Here is an 18,512-nt window from a genome sequence, read left to right on the forward strand (position 1 = left end):
TCTCCGCGGGGTTCTCCTCCGCGGCGGGCTCGGTCTGTGCCTCGGTCGGCTCAGCGACCTCGGCGGGTTCAGTCTGCGCCTCAGCTGGCTGAGCAACCTCGGCCTGTGCCTCGGCGGGCTGGGTGACTTCGGCTGGCTCGACCGGGGCCTCGGACGGCTCGGTCTGTGCGGAAGCGGGCTCTGACGGCTCAGCAGCCTCCTCGGCGGCGACGGCAGCATCATGGGCGTCAGCCTTGGCCAGCATTTCGCGCTCCCACTCCGGCATGGGCTCTTCCTCAGTGAGAGCCTCGCCGCCGGCGCGCTGGATCTTGCCAGCAGCAACAGCATCGGCGACAACGCGGGTCAGGAGTGAGACAGAACGGATCGCATCATCGTTACCGGGGATGCGGTAATCAACCTCGTCCGGGTCACAGTTCGTGTCAAGGATGGCGACAACGGGGATGTTGAGCTTGCGCGCTTCGGAGACCGCGAGGTGTTCCTTCTTTGTGTCGACGATCCAGATGGCGGAGGGAACCTTGTTCATGTTCCGGATGCCGCCAAGGGTGCGCTCGAGCTTCTCCTTCTCACGAGACATCATGAGAAGCTCCTTCTTCGTCAGGCCGGAGCCGGCGACATCGTCGAAGTCGACGAGCTCGAGCTCCTTGAGGCGCTGAAGGCGCTTGTGGACCGTCGTGAAGTTCGTGAGCATGCCGCCGAGCCAGCGCTCCGTCACGTAGGGCATGCCAACACGGGTGGACTGTTCGACGATCGTCTCCTGGGCCTGCTTCTTCGTTCCGACGAAGAGGATGGTGCCTCCGTGGGCGACCGTCTCCTTGACGAAGTCGTAGGTGCGCTCAATGTCCTCGACCGTCTTCTCCAGGTCGATGATGTAGATGCCGTTGCGCTCGGTGAGGATGAACCTCTTCATCTTGGGGTTCCACCGTCGGGTCTGATGCCCGAAGTGGACGCCGCTCTCGAGGAGCTGACGCATGGTCACAACTGCCATGAATAGCCTTTCATTGCGCGTGATGCGCGGTTTCCAGTTAGCTGACGCTCGCCGGTCGGCTGCGTCCCTAGTGCCCGCCGGCAGGGGACCTCGATGAGGACTGGACCTGCAGGTGTATTCGGACACGCGAAGTCACTCGGATAAACCGAATGCCAACCCATCGTATCGGACCCTGGGCGAATGCCACTATCACCGAGGTCCTCGAACCATGTGATCCTCGTCCACAAACCGCCGTGGGCAAGCGAATTCCCCAGATCCGAGATCCCGCGGTACGCATGTTCCAGTCCGACCCCACACTGGTGCGATGAAGCTCTCCGCCATCATCGCCGCCGCTGTCCTCCCGTTCGTACCAACCCCATTCACTCCATCCGGAACATTTGACTGGCCGCTTCCGTCGAAGACCGTGCTCCGAGAGTTCGACAAGCTCGAGCAGAACTGGCATCCCGGCCATCGCGGCGTCGATGTCGCAGGAGTGCCGGGCGAGCCGGTCCGAGCAGCCGGCGCTGGGACCGTCGTTTACGCCAGGCGGATGGTCGACACCAACATCGTCTCAATCGAGCATGCCGACAGATTGCGCACGACCTATCAGCCGGTGACCGCGATGGTGAAGAAGGGAGACGTTGTCGATCTGGGAGACATCATCGGCACGCTCGACGAGGGACATTGCCTCGTTGGAGCGTGCCTACATTGGGGAGCGAAGCGCGGTGACATCTACTATGACCCGCTCTCGTTACTTGCCCCGGAGAAGGTCCGGGTCCGGCTCTATCCGGTGACCGAGTGACATCGCACGTGCGAGCCTGTCACGCATCGGCGCTCACAGTTTCGTCCTCGTCGTCCCCCGTGCGGACAATGCCGGCGCGCCCGACGTAGATGGCGAGGGCGGTAAACGAACCAGCGAGGATGATGCTCCACCACGGGAAATTCGGTAGGTGGGGAACGGCGGTGGCAGCTTCGACATCCTCTGTTGGCGTTGGGGTGACCCGTTCAGCAGTCACGAGGATCCTGTGTGAGTTGATGCCGAGCGGTGTACAGGTCACGAGAGTAACAAGGTCCCGATCGGGGACAGCGAGGATTGCGTGCGTCTCATCGGGTTCGACCACCTGGACCTCGACGACTTTGTAGGTGAGAACCTCATCGAGAACAGAAATAGCGAAGGTGTCACCCACCTGTGATTCGTTGAGGTTGTTGAACAGTGTCGCCTCCGGTAATCCCCGGTGTGCTGTAAGGACTGACCTAGTGCCGATGCCGCCGACGGGCAGCGACGTGCCCTCGAGGTGTCCGACCCCTTTTTCCAGTGTTTTGTCGCTCGTGCCGTGGTAGATCGGCAGGTCGATTCCAAGGCTGTCGTAGCGCAGTCTCCCCATGAAGCCGCCCCCGGCGAGATTGAGAATCTCGTTGTACGGGTTATTTTGGTCCGCGCTACTTCCGTCGCCGGTCGCGACGTTGGCATTCGCCTCGTAGATAGCGCCGGATGACAGGGCGTCGTTGTAGGCGTGCGCACGTGCTAGCTCGGCTCTCCTCGAGTTCGGATCGTTGAGCGGCGGATCGTTGAGCTGAGCCTGGGCCGCCTCGATCGCGTGTGACTGCTCTCGCTGGGAGAACCACGACGCTACCTGCGGATAAAGGATGACGGCGATCCCGCCGAACATGACGAGGCATGCAATGAGCTGTGGCCACGGCATTCTCCAGCGGCGACGGGTCGGGGTCTGCACCTGTCTGCGCATCAGGCTTCTCCTTCTAAAGGAATAGGGCATATCGAACGTGGGGACATAAGACTGGTGGCGGCGCTTTCGCACCGCCACCAGCCCTGATCAATCAGCAGTTAAGGGAAGTGCCGATGATCAGGCATTGTTGCGGCGTCGCGAGAAGGCGAGCGCTCCACCGCCGGCGCCGACGAGGGCCAGTCCGCCGAGTGTGAGCAGGAGCGTGCCCTGCGCACCGGTGAGCGGAAGGTCCGGTCCGTCCTTCTTCGCGTTGACGACTGTGACAGTCGTGAGGCCGGCAACACCAGGCTTGATGTTGACAGGGTTAGTGATAACGCCAGCCGTGTGGCCCGCCGGGACAACGGTCTCGTAGAGGCAGTAGTCCTTGGTCGGGTTGGTCAGCGGGCTGTTGGAGTTGGCAACCCACAGACTGAGCGGCGAGGACGCCGGGTCCGTGTAATCCCACTGAACAAGGCCGGTCGAGTCAGAGACGCCAGTCGCGACCACGCCCGTCGCCGGAACGGCTGCAGGGCAGGTTTCTGCCGTCATCTCGAAGACCTTGAATTCGGCTCCCGCAAGCGGCTTGGCCGGGGTTGAATCGTCCTTCTTGTTGATCTTCAGCTGGCCCCAGTAGGAGTATGGAATATCGGTCCCTGGCACCGCCGTGCCATTGAACTTGCTCTCGTACTCGGCGTTCGGGATTGAGCCATCGCCAACGTCGAGGACCGTGGTCTTGAACGCGATGGTCATGTCCTGACCCATGTTGGCATCAAGGACAGCGCGGCCAGCCGCAGTCAACGTCCATCCGACGTCTCCGGACACTGTGTAGTGAACGCCTTCTGTCGCCGCCGTGGAACCAATCTCGATTATCGAGCTGTTCGCCACGTAGTCGAGACGTGAATCGAGCTCATCGGTGATAACGGCCTCCGTGAACGTCTCCTCGTTGTTGAGGGTCGGAATCGGGACAGTCATCTTCCACGTCACGTCCGAGCCGACAACAAGAGCATCCGGGCGGTCGGTGATGACCTTGGATGGCTGCTCCATGAGCTGGTTCTTCGGGTCTGCGACAACGTCGTAGTTCCAGCCGGCTCCGTCTTCGCCGAACGAGGTCGGGATTGAGACATAGAATTCGGGCACCGGGGACACGATGTTATTGGGCCCCGGGTCGGTCTCCTGTGCGACATAGATGCCAACGGGCAGGTTGAACACCACCTGACCGTTAACGGTCTCGTCGACATACTTGACATTCGTGAGGCAGAAGTCGCCGCCTGGCAGGGCTGGTGCGGAAGCGAAGAGCGCTTCAAGACCGTCCCAATCGGCTGCGTCTTGCAGGTCGATCGCTGTGCACGTGCCGTTGACCGACCTGCCGACCTCCCAAACTGTGAATTCGACTCCGTCAAGCAGGTTCGCTGGGTCAGGCGTTTGGCCTTCGTCCACCGGCCCGCCGGCGTACTTGTTGATCGTTAATGTTCCTTCGGTCGGCGCCCCGGGCTGATCGGGGCCTACGTCAGCGGAGGCCGCTGTTCCAGCTGCGACGAATCCTGCAAGCGAGAGCGCCACTGCCCCTGCTCCTGCAGCGATACGCCGAAGCGCGGTGTGTGTGGTAGTCATCTCTACCGTGTCCTTTCCTTACCCTCCACCGAGATCGGTCATGCTGAGGGGCTATTCATTCGTTCATGCATCGGCCGGAGGCCTTTGACTGGTTGTGAGCAGACTGCTCATGACGTGACGTGCGCGACCTCCTTACGGTTTTTGCGGAGCTGGGCGTATCCGACGCCTCCCAATCCGAGGAAGAGAAGACCGGCGCCCATGAGGGGATAGAGCTCGCGGCCGATTCCGCCTGTCAAAGGCAGCTCCGGACTCTCTCGCTCGCTGTTGATGATCGACCCAAGCTCGACGCCCAGCGAGGCTGGCGCCTCCTTGCCGATCGTGAACGTGACATCGTCGTTGTTCAGGTAGTACCCGGCGGGGGCCTTCGTCTCCGTGAGGGTGTAGTCACCCCACGGCAGGTCCTCGAGAAGGAACGCTCCGCCGGCCGGATCCATGTCGGGCCCACTGCACGGTGCTTCGGTGCAGTCAGTGATCGTCAGCGTCGCTCCCCCGTTGAAAAGACTGGGGCCGGTAAGCGCCCACTCTGAGCCACTCAGCAAATTGTCCGTCGCATCGACCTTGGTCCACGTCACACTGCCGAGCTCGCGCTTGGTTGTGTTCGTCACGATGATCTCGGACGGAGTCGCCGACGCATTGACAGCGCTTCCGAGGTCCGGGTCGCCATCCCAGCTATAGGAGGGGTCGCCGTCAACCGGTGCAGCCGGTCGACCATCTTCATTGACGACGGAGCATTCAGCTCCGAGAGGGATCTCGTCCGACGCACTCGACATCCACGTCTCCCCATCAGCAATTGGACCCCACGTGCCCGAGACGATCTCGTCGTCGAGGAGCTCATCTGTGAGAACGCACTGCCAACCACCCGAATACTCGAGGTCGTCATCGGCCGTTCCCACAACGTCCTTCGTCACTGAGAAGGTTCCGAACACGCGGTCCACCGTGTTTGTCACAGTCAGCGTCGAGATCTCCTGCGGAACGATGGTGCCTGAGCCGGTGACCGAAGGGGCGCCCCACTCGTAGGACGAGTTCGGAAGACCCGTGCTGCCGGTCGGCGGTGTCTCCACTGCCGAGCACTCGGCTCCTGCGGGGATGACATTCGCTGCAGGTGTGCCAGCATCTGGCGTGAGCACGGCATCGCCAGCTCCGGCGGACAGCCACGTACCCGACGCAACGGTGGACCCATCGAGCGTGCAGCTGTACGTTCCTTCGAACTCAAGATCGACAGAGGCGGGAACAGTGTCGTCGAAGGCCTTCACGATCGCGAGCTGTCCAACTTTCGGCTTGTTGACGTAGGTGCAGTCGACGTTGTCACCAGGCTCAATGCCGGTGAGGGTCTGCTCGTCTGCACTCGTCAAATCTGTGACGGTTGTCGAACCGTTGAGGTGCGTGACGACGCACATGCCGCTGACGAACTCGAATCCGTCCTGCTGTGTCTCGGAGACCTTGACGTTCGCGCGGTCCGTGTACGAACCGAAGTCGATCTCCCATCGAGCAGTCCCGTCGGATCCGGTGGTTTGCGTGCTGGCCGCGGGAGCCTGCGTCGCAGATCCCTCCGTCGCTATCGTTGTGGCGCCGACCGTCCACCCCTCCTGGGGTTGCGGGTTCTCGCCGAGAGCGTCGGTCACCTGCTTTTGGATCGTGACGTCTGCGACGAGGGGCGCATTATGGAACGTACACAATACGGACTGGCCGCCCGGAGGAATGATGATCGTTCCAGAGGTACCGTTGCCGCTCGCAGAGTGATCTTGCACGCCGTCAACTTCGCATCGGAAACTCGACGCGTAGTCCGCCAAATCAGTTGTGCCCGCAGCCGTTTCAGAGAAAGTAAGCGGCACACCACGCACGGTGGGTAGCGGGCCGACACGCTCGCTTTGAGGACCGACTGCAACGCCGGTTGTTGTCGCTTCGCCAATAGTCTGCGAACCCTGCGTGAGGCTCAGCTTGAACTGGTCTGTGCTGTTAATCCTGCCGTTTTCGACGAACTTCTCGATCGTGATCGTCGGCGGCGAGGAACAGGTTGCCAGGTCGGTGCTACTCAAACCTGAGCTCGTAACGGTGGTGGATCCGCTCCAGTTCGGCATGTTGTACGAACGAATCTGTCCGCTCGAGCCCAGATAGGCCTTGCCGGCAGCATCAAAGGCAACTCCGTTGACATCGCTCATTGTCGAAACGGTTGCCGACTGCGAGGACGGAATATCGCCACCGGATGCTGCGGTAAAATTGGCTTTCGTCACGCTGTAGACTGTCGTCGTATTTCCTAAACCGCGAACGATAAAGAGGTTTCCAGCGGAGTCGAATGCCATGTCACCGTTAGCGTTTGACGTTGCGGACGTCCTCACGGTTCCCTTGAAACCCAGTGAGTTCGACGCGGGATTATACTGGTAGATCTTGAAATCGCCAGAACCGGTGAAGCCTCCAAAGTAGTAAAGGCCTGACGAGAGGTCGACGGCTCCAGCGACGAGGTTCGTCCCTGTATTGCCCCCGAGAGCGGCAGTGCTCTTACCCGTCGATGTCCAGACGCCCGTCAGGACATCATAGGAGTAGACCGTGCCGTTTGCGGATGTTCCAGAGCTCGAGCTGCGCTCGATCGCGTAGATATTGCTGCCTCCCGAGGCGATACCCAAACCATTGAAGACGGAAACACCCGTTGCCGACGTTCCGAGAGGTGACACCGTCCCGTTTGGACTGACCTGCTGAAGCTGGCCATTACCCGAAAGCGCGTACACGTACCCAGCAGTGCACACGGGTGCCGTCTGCACCTTCTTCACATCGAAGGTTCCGAACCCGTGGGTATCAGCGCCTCCGGCATCGTTCCACGCAGCATTGTTGCTGCTCTCGCCACCAATGGTGATCCAGTTGGGAGAGGCCACCCACTCGTAGCCGGCCGGCGGTTCGACGCCCTTAACCCGGTAGTTATTTCCCTCGACGATTCTGTTGGAATCGGTGCGGTTGGTTTGGAAATGTTCAAGCAGGAATTCCCCGCCGTCAGTATCACGGTCGAGAACGTTCCCGGACGTATTTGTCGAGCACGTTCCGTTACAGTCCACAATTGAGCTCGCGTTGTTACCGTCTCTCCAGCCCAACCACCGATGTCGGTACTCAATTGCGAAGGTTGCTCCGGAAACAAGCTCTCCGGTATCGGCATCCCTGACATCCCAGTACACGTAGGGCGGAGTCGCACCGTCTGGACCCACCGCCATCGGCGATATTTCTTCGTCCGCGTCCGCCACGCTCTCATCGAGCGAATCCTGGAGCGCGGCTTCAGATTCAGGGGTTTCGGCAGGAGCAGTCGTCGGCTGCCCTGATCCCTCAGGAGCTACGGGAGCTGTGGGCGCCACAGGAGCGGGCCTGGCAGGTGTGGCTGGTGCCGGCTCTTCGGTTTCGACAGCCGGCGGCTCGGTCGGGCCTTGAGCGGGCTCCGTCGGCTCTTCCGTAGCCGGATCCTCGACGGCTACAGGCGCGAGAGAATCTTCCTCAAGGAGCCGCGCTGCCGTGGTTTCGGACGGCGCCATGGAGTTTTCCTCCGCGATGGCAATGCCAGCTGGCGCGAGTCCCAATCCCAGCGCCAAGGCAACACCAAAGGCCGCGAGGCCTCGTGCTAGGGCGCCATGCTGTGCTGTTTTTTGACTCATTTCGAACACCTCGAAGTCGTTGCTGGTTCCGGGTTTCTGACCTGTTCGTAACCGACCTGCGGGGCCCGGGCATGGCGGGGCCAAGAACCTGTCGAGTAGTGAAAAATGGCACTCTGGACACCGCTGCGGTGAAATGGTTGCCACAGACTACAATTGCGCATGTCGCGAACCCCCTTAAGTTGCGAACGACGAGCGTCAGGCGGCCGGGTCGGTATCCCTTCCGGCCATCCCCTTCGTCGGGAATGCCGTGGTCCGAGTGGTTTATTACCCGTGACCTGATGCCGGCCGCGTCGCGCCTTTCGTCGAATACTGCGAGAAGCGGGTGAGCCAATCCACCGAAATCGGCTCAAATCGACGGAAAATCAACAAGTATTTATGAGGGCGACAGGGTTGGGTTATGGAATCCGCTCGATGGCATGTGATGACTGAATGCGCGTTGATGATGGCGATTGATGGCCTGCGATAACGAGCAAGCACAGTCGGATTGGTACGGCCGTATCACGTGCCGAGGCTAGACCAACACTGGTAAACGATGTTCACATCATGCTGTTTGATACCTTTTGGGGTAGTAAGTGTCCGAGACTACGTGTACTGTGGCGTTACATTTCCCAGTGACAGTGAGTTTTCAATGGCGGACGACCTTCAGCACCTCATTCCAACCCCGTGGTTTCTTCTCACCCCACCGCACCTCGGGCCTCACCTCATTGAGCCCAACCGCCTGAACGGTCTCATCGACGCGCTGACCGACCGATGGCCTATCACGATCGCGGAGGCCCCTTCGGGCTTCGGTAAGACGCTTGCGCTGGCGGCCTGGGCGCAGGAGCATCCCGGCTCAGTCGCCTGGGTGACGCTTCGACCGATCGACCGGATCCCGATCCAGCTCCTCTCCGATGTCATCGCTGCTCTTCTTCACGTTTACCCCGAGAACTCTGTGCTCGAAGACGTGATGGCGCACCTGAAATATCGGCAGGGGCCGTTCCACTCCGCGATAGAGGCGATCATTGAGGCATTGCCGGAGGACTCCCGCACAATCATCGTCATTGATGACGCGCAGGCTTCAAGCCGAGAGGCTCTTTACGCTGTCGTCGTTCCCCTCGCGAGATATGGTCGGGGCCGGCTGAGGTTCGTCCTCAGCGCCTCGCGATCCGTCACGTGGTGGCTGACCCGGGAACTCGCAGCGAGCGAGACGGGTCTATTGCGTTCGACGGACTTTACGTTCACTCGCGACCAGGTCTGCCGGCTCGTTGACATGTTAGGGGGCGACACCGAAACGGCCGAGGAGAGGGCAGAACTTATCTGGAAGGAGACTCGCGGCTGGCCGGTTGCGGTCCAACTTCTCATCAAAGGCGATTATCAGGGTGGCGCCGCCCTCGGGGGTCCCACAGCTCCGAACGTTCTACGGGACTATATCGAGTCCGAAGTTCTCGGCGGGTTGCGTCCCGAGCTACGAAGCTTCGTGTTGACGGCCACAGCGAACGATTGGGCTCCACCCGAATTTATCGCTCACCTCACCGGGGACGTTCACAGCGCCGCATTGCTTGAAGAATGCAGGATGAGCGGCCTCTTCATCGAACTTCACGAGGGTAAAAACGGCAGGACACATCTACGCTGGCACTCCTCGTTTGCGCAATCGTGCCGTGAGATCGCAAAACGAACCGATCCTCAACGCTTCGACGAGAATCAGCGCAAAGCTACCGAGTGGGTCTCGACGCTCTATCCGGCCAAGGCGATGAATCACGCGCTACTGGTCTCGGATCCTGAATATGCAGTCGAAGCTGTCGAAGACCTGTGGCTCCAAATGATCACAACGGGCCACGCCTCAATTCTCGAGACCTACACGTTGAAAGTCTCGCGCGCTCACAAGGCACGACCGAGTCTTCTCTATATACGTGCGTGCTGCCGGCAAATGGAAGGCGACTCTTTGGGAGCACGCATGCTCAAAGCGCAGGCGGACCGCGGACTTCTCGAGCTTTCCGGCCCGGCACGCGACAAGGCAGACGTCGTGCGCACCTTCGCAGATTTGATCCTCTTCGACGGTCCAGACTCGCGCGAGCAGGCGCTGGAAGCCGCCGCAGACGTTCTCGAGAACGCCGATTTAACGCAAAGTCTCACCATCCATGGAGCATTCCTCACAGGATGGACACACCTTGAGATCAGTCGACGATCGGATAAAGCTATCGGGCTCCTCTCGTCAGTAGCGACCAATGCGAAGATCGCTGGCTACACACCAGTCGCCAGCCGCGCCAACGTCGGCCTTGCCGCAGCCCTCGCACAAGCCGGCGAGTTCACTGTCGCCGCGCAGATGCTTGATGCGTGGCGAGATGAGTCCGAGTCAGAGACCCGCGGTCCTTTGGAGGGCGGCCTCAATTCCTGGTCATCAGGTTTCATCGCTCTTTGGCAGGGTGACCCGGACAAGGCCCTCGCTATCTTCCGCAGTCTCGACGAAGGCGGCGGTCCAGCCTCCATTATTGTCGGGCTGGCGAGGACCTACTTCGCATATTCGTATTCGCTCGCGCGTGACGCGGGCGATGTCGACGAGGCGATGGCGGTCGTCGACAGGATCCCGACCGAAACGCGACGCGACATTCCCTGGCAGGCATACAAGATTGTTGCCACCGCGAGTATTCTCTCGGCTCGCGGTGATCGACACGCGGCCATCAAGACACTCGACGGCCTAGAACGTCATACGCCAGATTTGTCGGCTCGCATTATGGGCGCGGCGCTGTGGCGTCGACTGGGTTTCCCGGATGAAGCGTTTAAGCTGGTCCAGCCACTCGAAAAAGTTGAGCTCCCGACCTATGGAGCGACGAGCAGGGACTTCACTCTCGCCACTCGTGCGTGGGCTCAAGGAGAAAAGGACATCGCCCACCGTATTCTCGAGCGCTGTCTCGCGGTCGCGGCACGGGAAGGAATCACAAAGCCGTTCATGCGGATGGACGAGGCATCGACGGCTCTTATGTCCGAGCATGCATCATGGGGGACGAAGTATGAGAAGTTTATCGCCGCCCGGCTCATCTCCGACTCAGCCCGAGACGCAGGCCATTCGGACGTCGGCGATATGCTCTCCGATCGGGAGCGCGAAGTCTTCGCCTACCTGCGGACGACGTTAACCGCGGAGGAGATTGCACGTGAGCTCTTCGTCTCTCCCGCGACCGTCCGCTCGCACCAGGCTTCGATCTATCGCAAGCTCGGTGTCTCGAGCCGCCGGGAGGCGGTCCAGGCCCGCGTTTGACTGGTCCGCACAGGCCAATCCTCAGACTCACGCTCGAGGGTGGGCCTGGCCGAATGCCGAACGTAGCCGGTCCGGTGAGACGTGGGTGTATCGTTGCGTCGTTCCAAGCGAACTGTGGCCAAGAAACTCCTGCACGGTTCTCAAGTCCGAGCCACCCTCCAGCATGTGGGTCGCGGCAGAGTGGCGCAGGTCGTGAGGCGCGGTGTCAGCGACTCCTGCTGCTGAGCTGAGCCGGTGCAGTATGCCGCGAAGCGTCCGCGGGTCCAACCTTCCGCCGCGGTCGCCCAAAAATAGCGCGTCAGTCGGCGTGACGATGAACTGTCCGCGCACCCCGAGGTAGGCATCAACCGCGTCGCGCGCGGGCGCTCCGATAGGGACGATCCGTTGGACGCTCCCCTTGCCGAAAACTCTCACAGTGTCACCCTCAAGATCGGTTGTGTTGAGCCCCGTGAGTTCGCTGATTCGGAGGCCGGAAGAATAGAGAAGTTCGCACGCAGCCCAGTTGCGGATCTTCGAGCGGTTCCCACTCTCAGCAACATCCCGCGCGTAGTCGAGCAGCCGCCCCGCATCCCCCGCCGTGAGAACGTGCGGCAATCGTGACTCGGGCTTCGGGCTGACCAGGCGCACTCCAGGGTCATGCTCCGTCACCCCTCTGTCGTACAGCCATGCAGTGAACGATTTGATGGCAGCGGACCTGCGAGCCAGTGAGGACCGCGAAGATCCGGCACGTTGCTGGGCGGCGAGCCACGCCCGCAGGTCGGTGATCTCGAGATGCTCGAGACCGAGCTCAGCAACTGTGCTCGACCCTGGATCGACGCCGACGAGAGCACCGAGGTAGTCGACGAGATTGCGAGCATCGGACATGTAAGCGGACACCGTGTGATCCGACAAACCGCGTCGCACTGAGAGCTCGCGCTGGTACGCGTGGAGCAGGGAAGACACTGCAAGGGAGCTCATACCGCCACCCTAATCCACCTGCCAGCGATGGATCGAGCCATGCCGATTGACCGGAGAAACTCGAGCGATGACACCGTTTCTGACGCTGTGAGTCCAGCTTCTCGCGCGACTCCGGGCAGGGTGAGGATTGACGACGGTTCGAGCGCATTCCACACCCTCTTGTCGCGCTCAGGCAACCTGTCGTAAGACGATTCCGGTATCGAGGGCAGGTCGTCAGGCTCTATCGAGCCGAGCAGTTCGAGAACGTCTTCCGGGCTAGTGACACAGATGCCGAAGTCTCGCAGGAGCTGGTTCGTGCCGCTACTGGCGACCGACGTCACCGGCCCCGGTACTGCACACACGTCACGGCCGATCTCCGCCGCTCGCCGGGCAGTCGCAAGAGCCCCGGACCGGAGGGCAGCCTCGATGACGACCGTGGTATGGCCCAAAGCCGCGATGAGGCGGTTGCGGGAGAGGAACCGGTGGCGTGCAGGGGCCGCTCCATGCGGCTGCTCAGAGATGAGGGCACCGCCGGCGACGATGATCGTTTCCACGAGATCGCGGTGCGAGGTGGGATAGATGCGGTCAATGCCGCCAGCTGCAACGACAATGGTGCGGCCGCGCTTCGTCAGTGCGGTTCGATGGACGGCGGCATCGATGCCGTATGCCCCGCCGGAGATGAGGACGTGCGAAGCGGACAGGGTAGCGGCGAAGCGGGTGGCAATCTCGACGCCGTAGCCGGTTGCGGCTCGGGCTCCGACTATGGAAATCCCCGGCATTGTGAGGATCTCGGTATCGCCGCGCACCCACAGGCCGATGGGCGCGAGCGCTCCAAGGTCGTCGACGGCAACGGGCCAATGCTCGTCGCCTGGGATGAGATAAGCGGCATCGTCCGGAAAGTGGCCTGCCACGATGTTCTCATCGAGTCCGCTCAGCCTCATCCGCCATCGTTCCGCGTGAATCGTGAGGTTGAGTCGGCCTGACTCGAGGTCGTTAAGGGCCTTGTCGGCGCCGCCGTCAAGGAGCGGTTGGACCGGGTCTCCCGGCTCAGTGAGATGGGACCAGATGGCACGAGCCCGCCGCTCGCCGGTAAATGTCGTCATGGGTTCGCCTTTCCGCGCCCATGATCACCCATTCGTTCCGCCTCGATCGCGTCGCGGAGAGAGACAGCTGGAAGAAGAGGGTCGGCCCGGCTGATGGGGACGGGCCGCAGAGACTACTTGTCGAGGCCGAGGTCTTTCATGATGTCGGACTTGTTCAGCTCTTCGACGTTGACATCCTTGAAGGTGACGATGCGGACGGACTTGACGAAGCGGGTGGACCGGTAGATGTCCCACACCCACGCATCGTTAAGCGTGACATCGAAGAAGACTTCGCCGTTGTTCGATGAACGGATCTTCACATCAACATCGTTCGCCAGGTAGAAGCGTCGCTCCGACTCAACGACGAACCGGAAGAGATTGAGAACGTCGCGATATTCGCGGTAGAGCGCCAGCTCCATATCGCCCTCGAAGTTCTCCAATTCACTCATGTACGACTCCTGGTAGTTTCCACGCTGTGCGATGGTGGTCATGCGGTCCGAGGCGGGTCAGCGCCTCAATGTGGGACCGTGACCCGTAGCCTTTGTTCGAGTTCCAACTATAGCCCTCAGCCCCATCCAAACCTGACATGAGGGCGTCCCTCTCAACCTTGGCGAGAATCGAGGCAGCGGCGATGACTGTGCATGTGAGATCGCCTTTGACAATTGTGCGAACCGGCGGAGCGATGGATTGCCCGAACAGATCATCCGCGCTCAGCCAATCCGATATTCCATCGAGCAGGACAAGGTCCGGTCTCTGCGGCAACTGGGCGAGGGCGTTCATGCCAGCCTCTCTCAGCGCCGGGATGATGCCAAGCCGGTTAATCGTCGCCACGCTTCCATAGCCGACAGCGCCCGGTGCCCAGCTCTTGATGGGGCCGACAAGAGCCTCGCGGCCGTTCGTTGACAGGACTTTGGAGTCGGCAAGGCCCGGGGGCGGTGCCGGGGTCAGCGGCGTGAGAAGAACAGCACCGACCGCAACGGGCCCCGCAAGTGCGCCCCGGCCCACCTCGTCCATGCCAACAATGGAGGGCGGCCTGCCGAGCCTGTCGGTGAGCTCGTCAAGGACGGCCTGTTCAAGATGAGGGGTGGCGAAACAGGTCACGGATCGGGAACGTCCTTAAACACGGAGGAGACATCGCCGAGGCCACCGAAGCGAAACAGCGGGTACACGATCACAGAGACGCGACCCTCGACTCTCTCAATGGGAACAAACCCGCCGCCAGGCGCACCCATGTGGGCGCGGGAATCTTCGGAATTCGAACGATTGTCGCCCATGACCCACAGGTGACCAGCCGGGACGATGACTCGGAACTCCATAGCGGACGGGACAGTTCCCTCCCGGATATAGGGCTCCTCAATCGGCTCGCCGTTGACGAGAAGTTGTCCACCCTCGCTGCAGCATGCCACTTCGTCGCCGCCGACGCCGATGACTCGTTTGACGAGATGCTGCCCGGAGTCGCGCGGAAGCAACCCAATCGTCTCGCCGATCGTATACAGCCCATCGACGAGAGCAGACCGCTCCTCGTCGTCCTGTTCGGCGAGCCACCCGCCCGGGTCGACGAAAACGACAACATCTCCCCTGTTGATGTCGTCAACAGAGTCGGCCAATTTGTTGACGATGATGCGGTCGCCCACTTCGAGAGTGTGTGTCATCGACGATGAGGGGATGAAGAATGCCTGGAAGAAGAACGTCTTGATAAGGACGGAGACAACAAGAGCAAACGCAACAACGCCTACCATTTCGACCAGATATGACCGGAACCCTGAACGGCGGGCGCGACTCACCCCGTCCCTGGTCGGTTCGGTCTTATCGGCGGGAGCGAAGCTGGGTGGCATATCGCCCTCAGGTATCTCGTCCTCAGCCATCTGTCCTCCTGCCCCGATCACTCTAACAACCCTCGCGGGGCAAAGAATGCGACCCGCCGGATGCTTCCAGCGGGCCGCGTTGTCATGCTACTTGTCTGTGCGCTTCTCGCGGATCTTGGCTGCCTTGCCGTGGCGATCACGCAGGTAGTAGAGCTTGGCGCGGCGGACACGGCCGCGGGAGATGACCTCGATCGACTCGATGGAGGGCGAGTGGAGCGGGAAGGTCCTCTCGACGCCGACGCCGAAAGACATCTTGCGGACCACGAAGGTTTCGCGAACACCGGCGCCGCGGCGGGCGAGGACAACACCCTGGAATGCCTGGACGCGCGAGCGGTTACCTTCAACGATGTTGACGTTGACGCGGACGGTGTCGCCTGCGCGGAAGTCAGGAATGTCGGTGCGAAGCGCCTTGTTGTCGACGATATCGAGGATGTTCATAATTCTCTTCTATTCCCGCCCGTGCACGCAGGTCACAAGCGATTATCGGGGCAGGAAACCCTGCCGAAGACTGTGAGGGGCTCGCCCATGCACGTCCCCCTGCGGCAGGACCTGCGCACTGTATCGGCGAGTGATCAGCGCGTCCTAGTATGACACATCGAGCGTGCGCGCCATAACGACGTCGTGGTTATTCTGCTCACCCACCATGAACTGACGCCGGCCGACAAGCTCGAATCCGAGCTTGCTGTAGAGCCCCTGAGCGCGCTTGTTCCCGGCGTTTGTGCCGAGCCAGATATATGGCCGCTCCCACTCGCGAGTGTGCGCCGACAGCGCCCTCAGCGTCCCGGTCATGAGCATGCCGCCAAGGCCGGAACCCCTCCACTCCTGGTCGAGATAGAACTTCGATAGCTCGATGAGAGGGCCAATCCGCTCGCCGTCCGAAAGGACAGCGTCAACTGGCGCCCCGTCCTCGGCTCCTGCGGCCCCGTTGCCTTCGGGGATGACCGACAGCGAGTAGGCGATGAGCCGGCACTCCTCATCCCGTAATCCGACGATGACGCGGCGGGGAGATGTGATGTGCGCAGCGAACGCCTCGTCCGACAGATGTTGAGCGATAAAGGCTCGAACATCGGCGTCCGCCAGCGAGGGGGGACATGCGTCAGGGAAGGTCCGTGCCGCGAGCTCCGCGTAAACGCACGCGAGGCGCGGATCATCGGCGATCTCGAGCACTGGCCGGATCGGGTGCTCACCAGCGGCCGGCTGAGCGCGCCAGTACCAGCCGTGCTGCCCGAGAGTGGCACGGTCCCTTCGGTCGAGCTGGTGAGCGTCAAGAGCGGCAATCATGTCGGGCCTACGCAGTGCCGTGCGACGAAGAGCTTCATCGCGTCGCCAGCGGCCGACACGACCGTGATCTCCGGAGGTGAGGATCTGCGGGACGGATTCGCCCCGCCAGTCGAGCGGCCGCGTGTACGTCGGATATTCAAGTAGCCCGGCGCTACCGTGTGACTCTTCAACGAGGGATTCGGGATTTCCGATGACTCCGGGGACTAGCCTCGCGACAGCCTCAACGAGAGCGAGCGCGGCGACCTCTCCCCCATTGAGCACATAGTCGCCAAGGCTGAATTCAAAAACCTCGATCTCGGCACGTGATGCGTAGTGGGTCGCAACCCTCCCATCGATACCTTCATACCGGCCGCATGCGATGACGAGCTGGTCGCAATTCCTGGCCAGGTCGATGCAAATCTCCTGGGTCAGTGGGCTACCTGCGGGCGTCGGGATGGCGAGAACCCTGCGTGGATTCTCACGACCAAGATCGATGTCGAACGCCGTGTCGAGCGCCTTACCCCAAATATCTGCCCGCATAACCATGCCAGCCCCGCCGCCGACCGGGGTGTCATCGACCGTGCGATGGCGATCCTCTGTCCAGTCCCTGAGGTCGTGGACGGCGATGTCGATGGCGCCGCCCGCGCTCGCCTTCCCGACGAGCGACAGCTTGAGCGCATTGAGGTAGGCCGGGAAGACAGAGAAGATGTCGAATCTCATGTCAGCTATCCCCGTCGGGCTCTTCTGATTCTGGTTCGTCACCGTCGGCGATGATCATCTCCTCATCGGAGAAGAGTCCGGCAGGGGCATCGATGACGACACAGTTGTCGTCGAGGTCAATGTCGGTGACGATCTCCTTGACGAAAGGCACGCGCGTCACTCGGCCGTCCGGCTCCGCGACAACAAGGAGATCCTGCGCCGGCATGGGCTCCAGTCCCGTCACCGTTCCGAGCGTATAACCGTCGGGATCGAGCGCTTCGAGTCCAACAAGCTCGTGTTCGTACCACGAGTCGGACTCCCGGTCCTCCTCCTCGTCGGTCTCAATGACAAGAGCGACGTTCCGCAGACGCTCCGCCGCAGTCCGGTCCGTCACGCCGTCGAACGCGACGAACCACGCATCCTTGTAAATTCTCGACTTCGTGATCGTGAGCGGACCGGCCTCGGCTGGGTCGGTCTCAAGCACCGAACCGACAGCGAGCCGCTGCTCAGGAGAATCCGTCCGAACATTGAGCCGCACCTCGCCGCGCAGGCCATGAGGCTGGCCGATGACCGCTACCCGTAATTGCACCATCTCAGGGTACAAGAAGGGGCCGACACGATAAGAATCGTGCCGGCCCCCATAGAGCGTTATGACTGGTCGGTCTCGACGACATCGACGCGGACGGAGCCGCGGGCAACGAGTGCCGACATAACGGAACGCAGTGCGCGGGCCGTCCTGCCGGAGCGTCCGATAACGCGGCCGAGGTCGTCCGGATGCACTCGGACCTCGAGTGTCTCTCCACGCCTACCGCGCTTCGACTGGACACGGACATCGTCAGGATTGTCGACAATGCCTCGCACGAGGTGCTCGAGAACATCAGCCAGCATCAGGCGTCCTCAGCCGGTGCTTCTGTCTCAGCCGGCTCTTCAGCCTCCGCCTCAGCCTGCGCGGCAAGCCTAGCCTCGGCCTTCTTGGCGCGCTGCTTTTCAGCCTCGTCCTGGATCTTGGAGATCGCCTCGTCGCGTGCCTTCGCCTTCTCGTCTTCGGAGATCTCCTTGACCTCGAGAACACCCTCGGTGTTGCCGGTGCCGCGGAACTTGGCCCAGTCGCCAGTGATGTGGAGCTGACGGCGAACGGCGTCGGACGGCTGTGCGCCGACCGAGAGCCAGTACTGTGCGCGCTCGGAGTCGATCTCAATGAGCGAGGGCTCCATGAGCGGGTTGTACTTGCCGATCTCTTCGATGACGCGGCCATCACGCTTCTTGCGTGAATCGACGACGACAACACGGTAAACCGGCGCATGGATCTTGCCCATGCGCTTCAAACGAATCTTAACTGCCACTTGTGTGGTCACTCCTGGTTCTGAGTTATGGATCGCGTGCTTCTCGGTGGGGCCAAGATGCTCGGTTTCCGGGACACGGCGCGAGTTGGTGAGAGGGGCCAGAAAACACGCCGGGTACAGCGGTTAATTCTGCCAGAGAACGGGCGTCCGCCCAAGCGCGAAACTGT

General features: G+C 61.5%; 15 protein-coding genes and 1 pseudogene. 2 read left to right on the plus strand and 14 right to left on the minus strand.

What is annotated here, in order from left to right; all coding sequences use genetic code 11:
* Window positions 1-172: 172 nt before the first annotated feature.
* A pseudogene (gene rpsB / locus H7E91_RS05835) lies at window positions 173-985 on the minus strand (30S ribosomal protein S2); the annotation flags it as partial.
* 304 nt (window positions 986-1,289) lie between these two features.
* Between rpsB and H7E91_RS05840 the strand changes: the two are divergent.
* On the plus strand, window positions 1,290-1,766 hold the full coding sequence (locus tag H7E91_RS05840; RefSeq protein ID WP_182354163.1) for a M23 family metallopeptidase: 477 nt from the start codon (window positions 1,290-1,292) through the stop codon (window positions 1,764-1,766).
* Between the two features lie 19 nt (window positions 1,767-1,785).
* On the opposite strand, the gene H7E91_RS05845 is transcribed toward H7E91_RS05840, so the two are convergent.
* From H7E91_RS05845 to H7E91_RS05855, 3 genes are all read right to left on the minus strand, one after another.
* Window positions 1,786-2,709 carry a class C sortase gene (locus H7E91_RS05845; RefSeq protein WP_206680364.1) on the minus strand — a complete coding sequence of 308 codons (924 nt, stop codon included), beginning with the start codon at window positions 2,707-2,709 and terminating at the stop codon, window positions 1,786-1,788.
* A gap of 117 nt (window positions 2,710-2,826) precedes the next feature.
* The gene (locus H7E91_RS05850) at window positions 2,827-4,299 is read right to left on the minus strand and encodes a SpaH/EbpB family LPXTG-anchored major pilin (protein ID WP_182354164.1); all 1,473 of its coding nucleotides are present in this window, start codon (window positions 4,297-4,299) and stop codon (window positions 2,827-2,829) included.
* Between the two features lie 107 nt (window positions 4,300-4,406).
* Window positions 4,407-7,928, minus strand: coding sequence for a SpaA isopeptide-forming pilin-related protein (locus tag H7E91_RS05855; RefSeq protein ID WP_182354165.1), 3,522 nt, complete (start codon window positions 7,926-7,928; stop codon window positions 4,407-4,409).
* Window positions 7,929-8,556: 628 nt separating this feature from the next.
* Here H7E91_RS05855 and H7E91_RS11735 point away from each other — a divergent pair.
* A complete protein-coding gene (locus H7E91_RS11735) occupies window positions 8,557-11,160 on the plus strand; it encodes a LuxR C-terminal-related transcriptional regulator (protein ID WP_241698425.1) in 2,604 nt (867 codons plus the stop codon).
* Window positions 11,161-11,187: 27 nt separating this feature from the next.
* Here the strand turns inward: H7E91_RS11735 and H7E91_RS05865 are convergent, their stop codons facing one another.
* The 10 genes from H7E91_RS05865 to rpsP all read right to left on the minus strand — a co-directional run bounded on the left by H7E91_RS05865 (window position 11,188) and on the right by rpsP (window position 18,345).
* Window positions 11,188-12,117, minus strand: coding sequence for a tyrosine recombinase XerC (locus H7E91_RS05865; RefSeq protein WP_182354166.1), 930 nt, complete (start codon window positions 12,115-12,117; stop codon window positions 11,188-11,190).
* On the minus strand, window positions 12,114-13,199 hold the full coding sequence (dprA, locus tag H7E91_RS05870) for a DNA-processing protein DprA (RefSeq protein WP_182354167.1): 1,086 nt from the start codon (window positions 13,197-13,199) through the stop codon (window positions 12,114-12,116). The genes H7E91_RS05865 and dprA overlap by 4 nt, the downstream gene beginning before the upstream one ends.
* 113 nt (window positions 13,200-13,312) lie before the next feature.
* Window positions 13,313-13,627 (minus strand): DUF2469 domain-containing protein, encoded by a 315-nt coding sequence (locus H7E91_RS05875; RefSeq protein ID WP_182354168.1) that lies wholly within the window; start codon window positions 13,625-13,627, stop codon window positions 13,313-13,315.
* Window positions 13,620-14,192 carry a ribonuclease HII gene (locus H7E91_RS05880; RefSeq protein WP_182354250.1) on the minus strand — a complete coding sequence of 191 codons (573 nt, stop codon included), beginning with the start codon at window positions 14,190-14,192 and terminating at the stop codon, window positions 13,620-13,622. Before H7E91_RS05880 ends, H7E91_RS05875 begins: the two co-directional genes overlap by 8 nt.
* A gap of 83 nt (window positions 14,193-14,275) precedes the next feature.
* Entirely contained in the window at window positions 14,276-15,043 is a 768-nt protein-coding gene (gene lepB, locus H7E91_RS05885) for a signal peptidase I (RefSeq protein WP_182354169.1), read from the minus strand.
* 87 nt (window positions 15,044-15,130) lie between these two features.
* Window positions 15,131-15,481, minus strand: a complete 351-nt coding sequence (gene rplS, locus H7E91_RS05890) for a 50S ribosomal protein L19 (RefSeq protein WP_182354170.1) — start codon at window positions 15,479-15,481, stop codon at window positions 15,131-15,133.
* Window positions 15,482-15,625: 144 nt separating this feature from the next.
* Window positions 15,626-17,023 carry a tRNA (guanosine(37)-N1)-methyltransferase TrmD gene (gene trmD, locus H7E91_RS05895; RefSeq protein ID WP_182354171.1) on the minus strand — a complete coding sequence of 466 codons (1,398 nt, stop codon included), beginning with the start codon at window positions 17,021-17,023 and terminating at the stop codon, window positions 15,626-15,628.
* Between the two features lies 1 nt (window position 17,024).
* On the minus strand, window positions 17,025-17,591 hold the full coding sequence (gene rimM / locus H7E91_RS05900) for a ribosome maturation factor RimM (protein WP_182354172.1): 567 nt from the start codon (window positions 17,589-17,591) through the stop codon (window positions 17,025-17,027).
* Window positions 17,592-17,650: 59 nt separating this feature from the next.
* Entirely contained in the window at window positions 17,651-17,890 is a 240-nt protein-coding gene (locus H7E91_RS05905) for an RNA-binding protein (RefSeq protein WP_182354173.1), read from the minus strand.
* Window positions 17,890-18,345, minus strand: coding sequence for a 30S ribosomal protein S16 (gene rpsP, locus H7E91_RS05910; protein ID WP_182354174.1), 456 nt, complete (start codon window positions 18,343-18,345; stop codon window positions 17,890-17,892). The genes H7E91_RS05905 and rpsP overlap by 1 nt, the downstream gene beginning before the upstream one ends.
* Window positions 18,346-18,512: the final 167 nt, after the last annotated feature.

The organism is Flaviflexus huanghaiensis (genome assembly GCF_014118685.1).
Taxonomy (GTDB): domain Bacteria; phylum Actinomycetota; class Actinomycetes; order Actinomycetales; family Actinomycetaceae; genus Flaviflexus; species Flaviflexus huanghaiensis.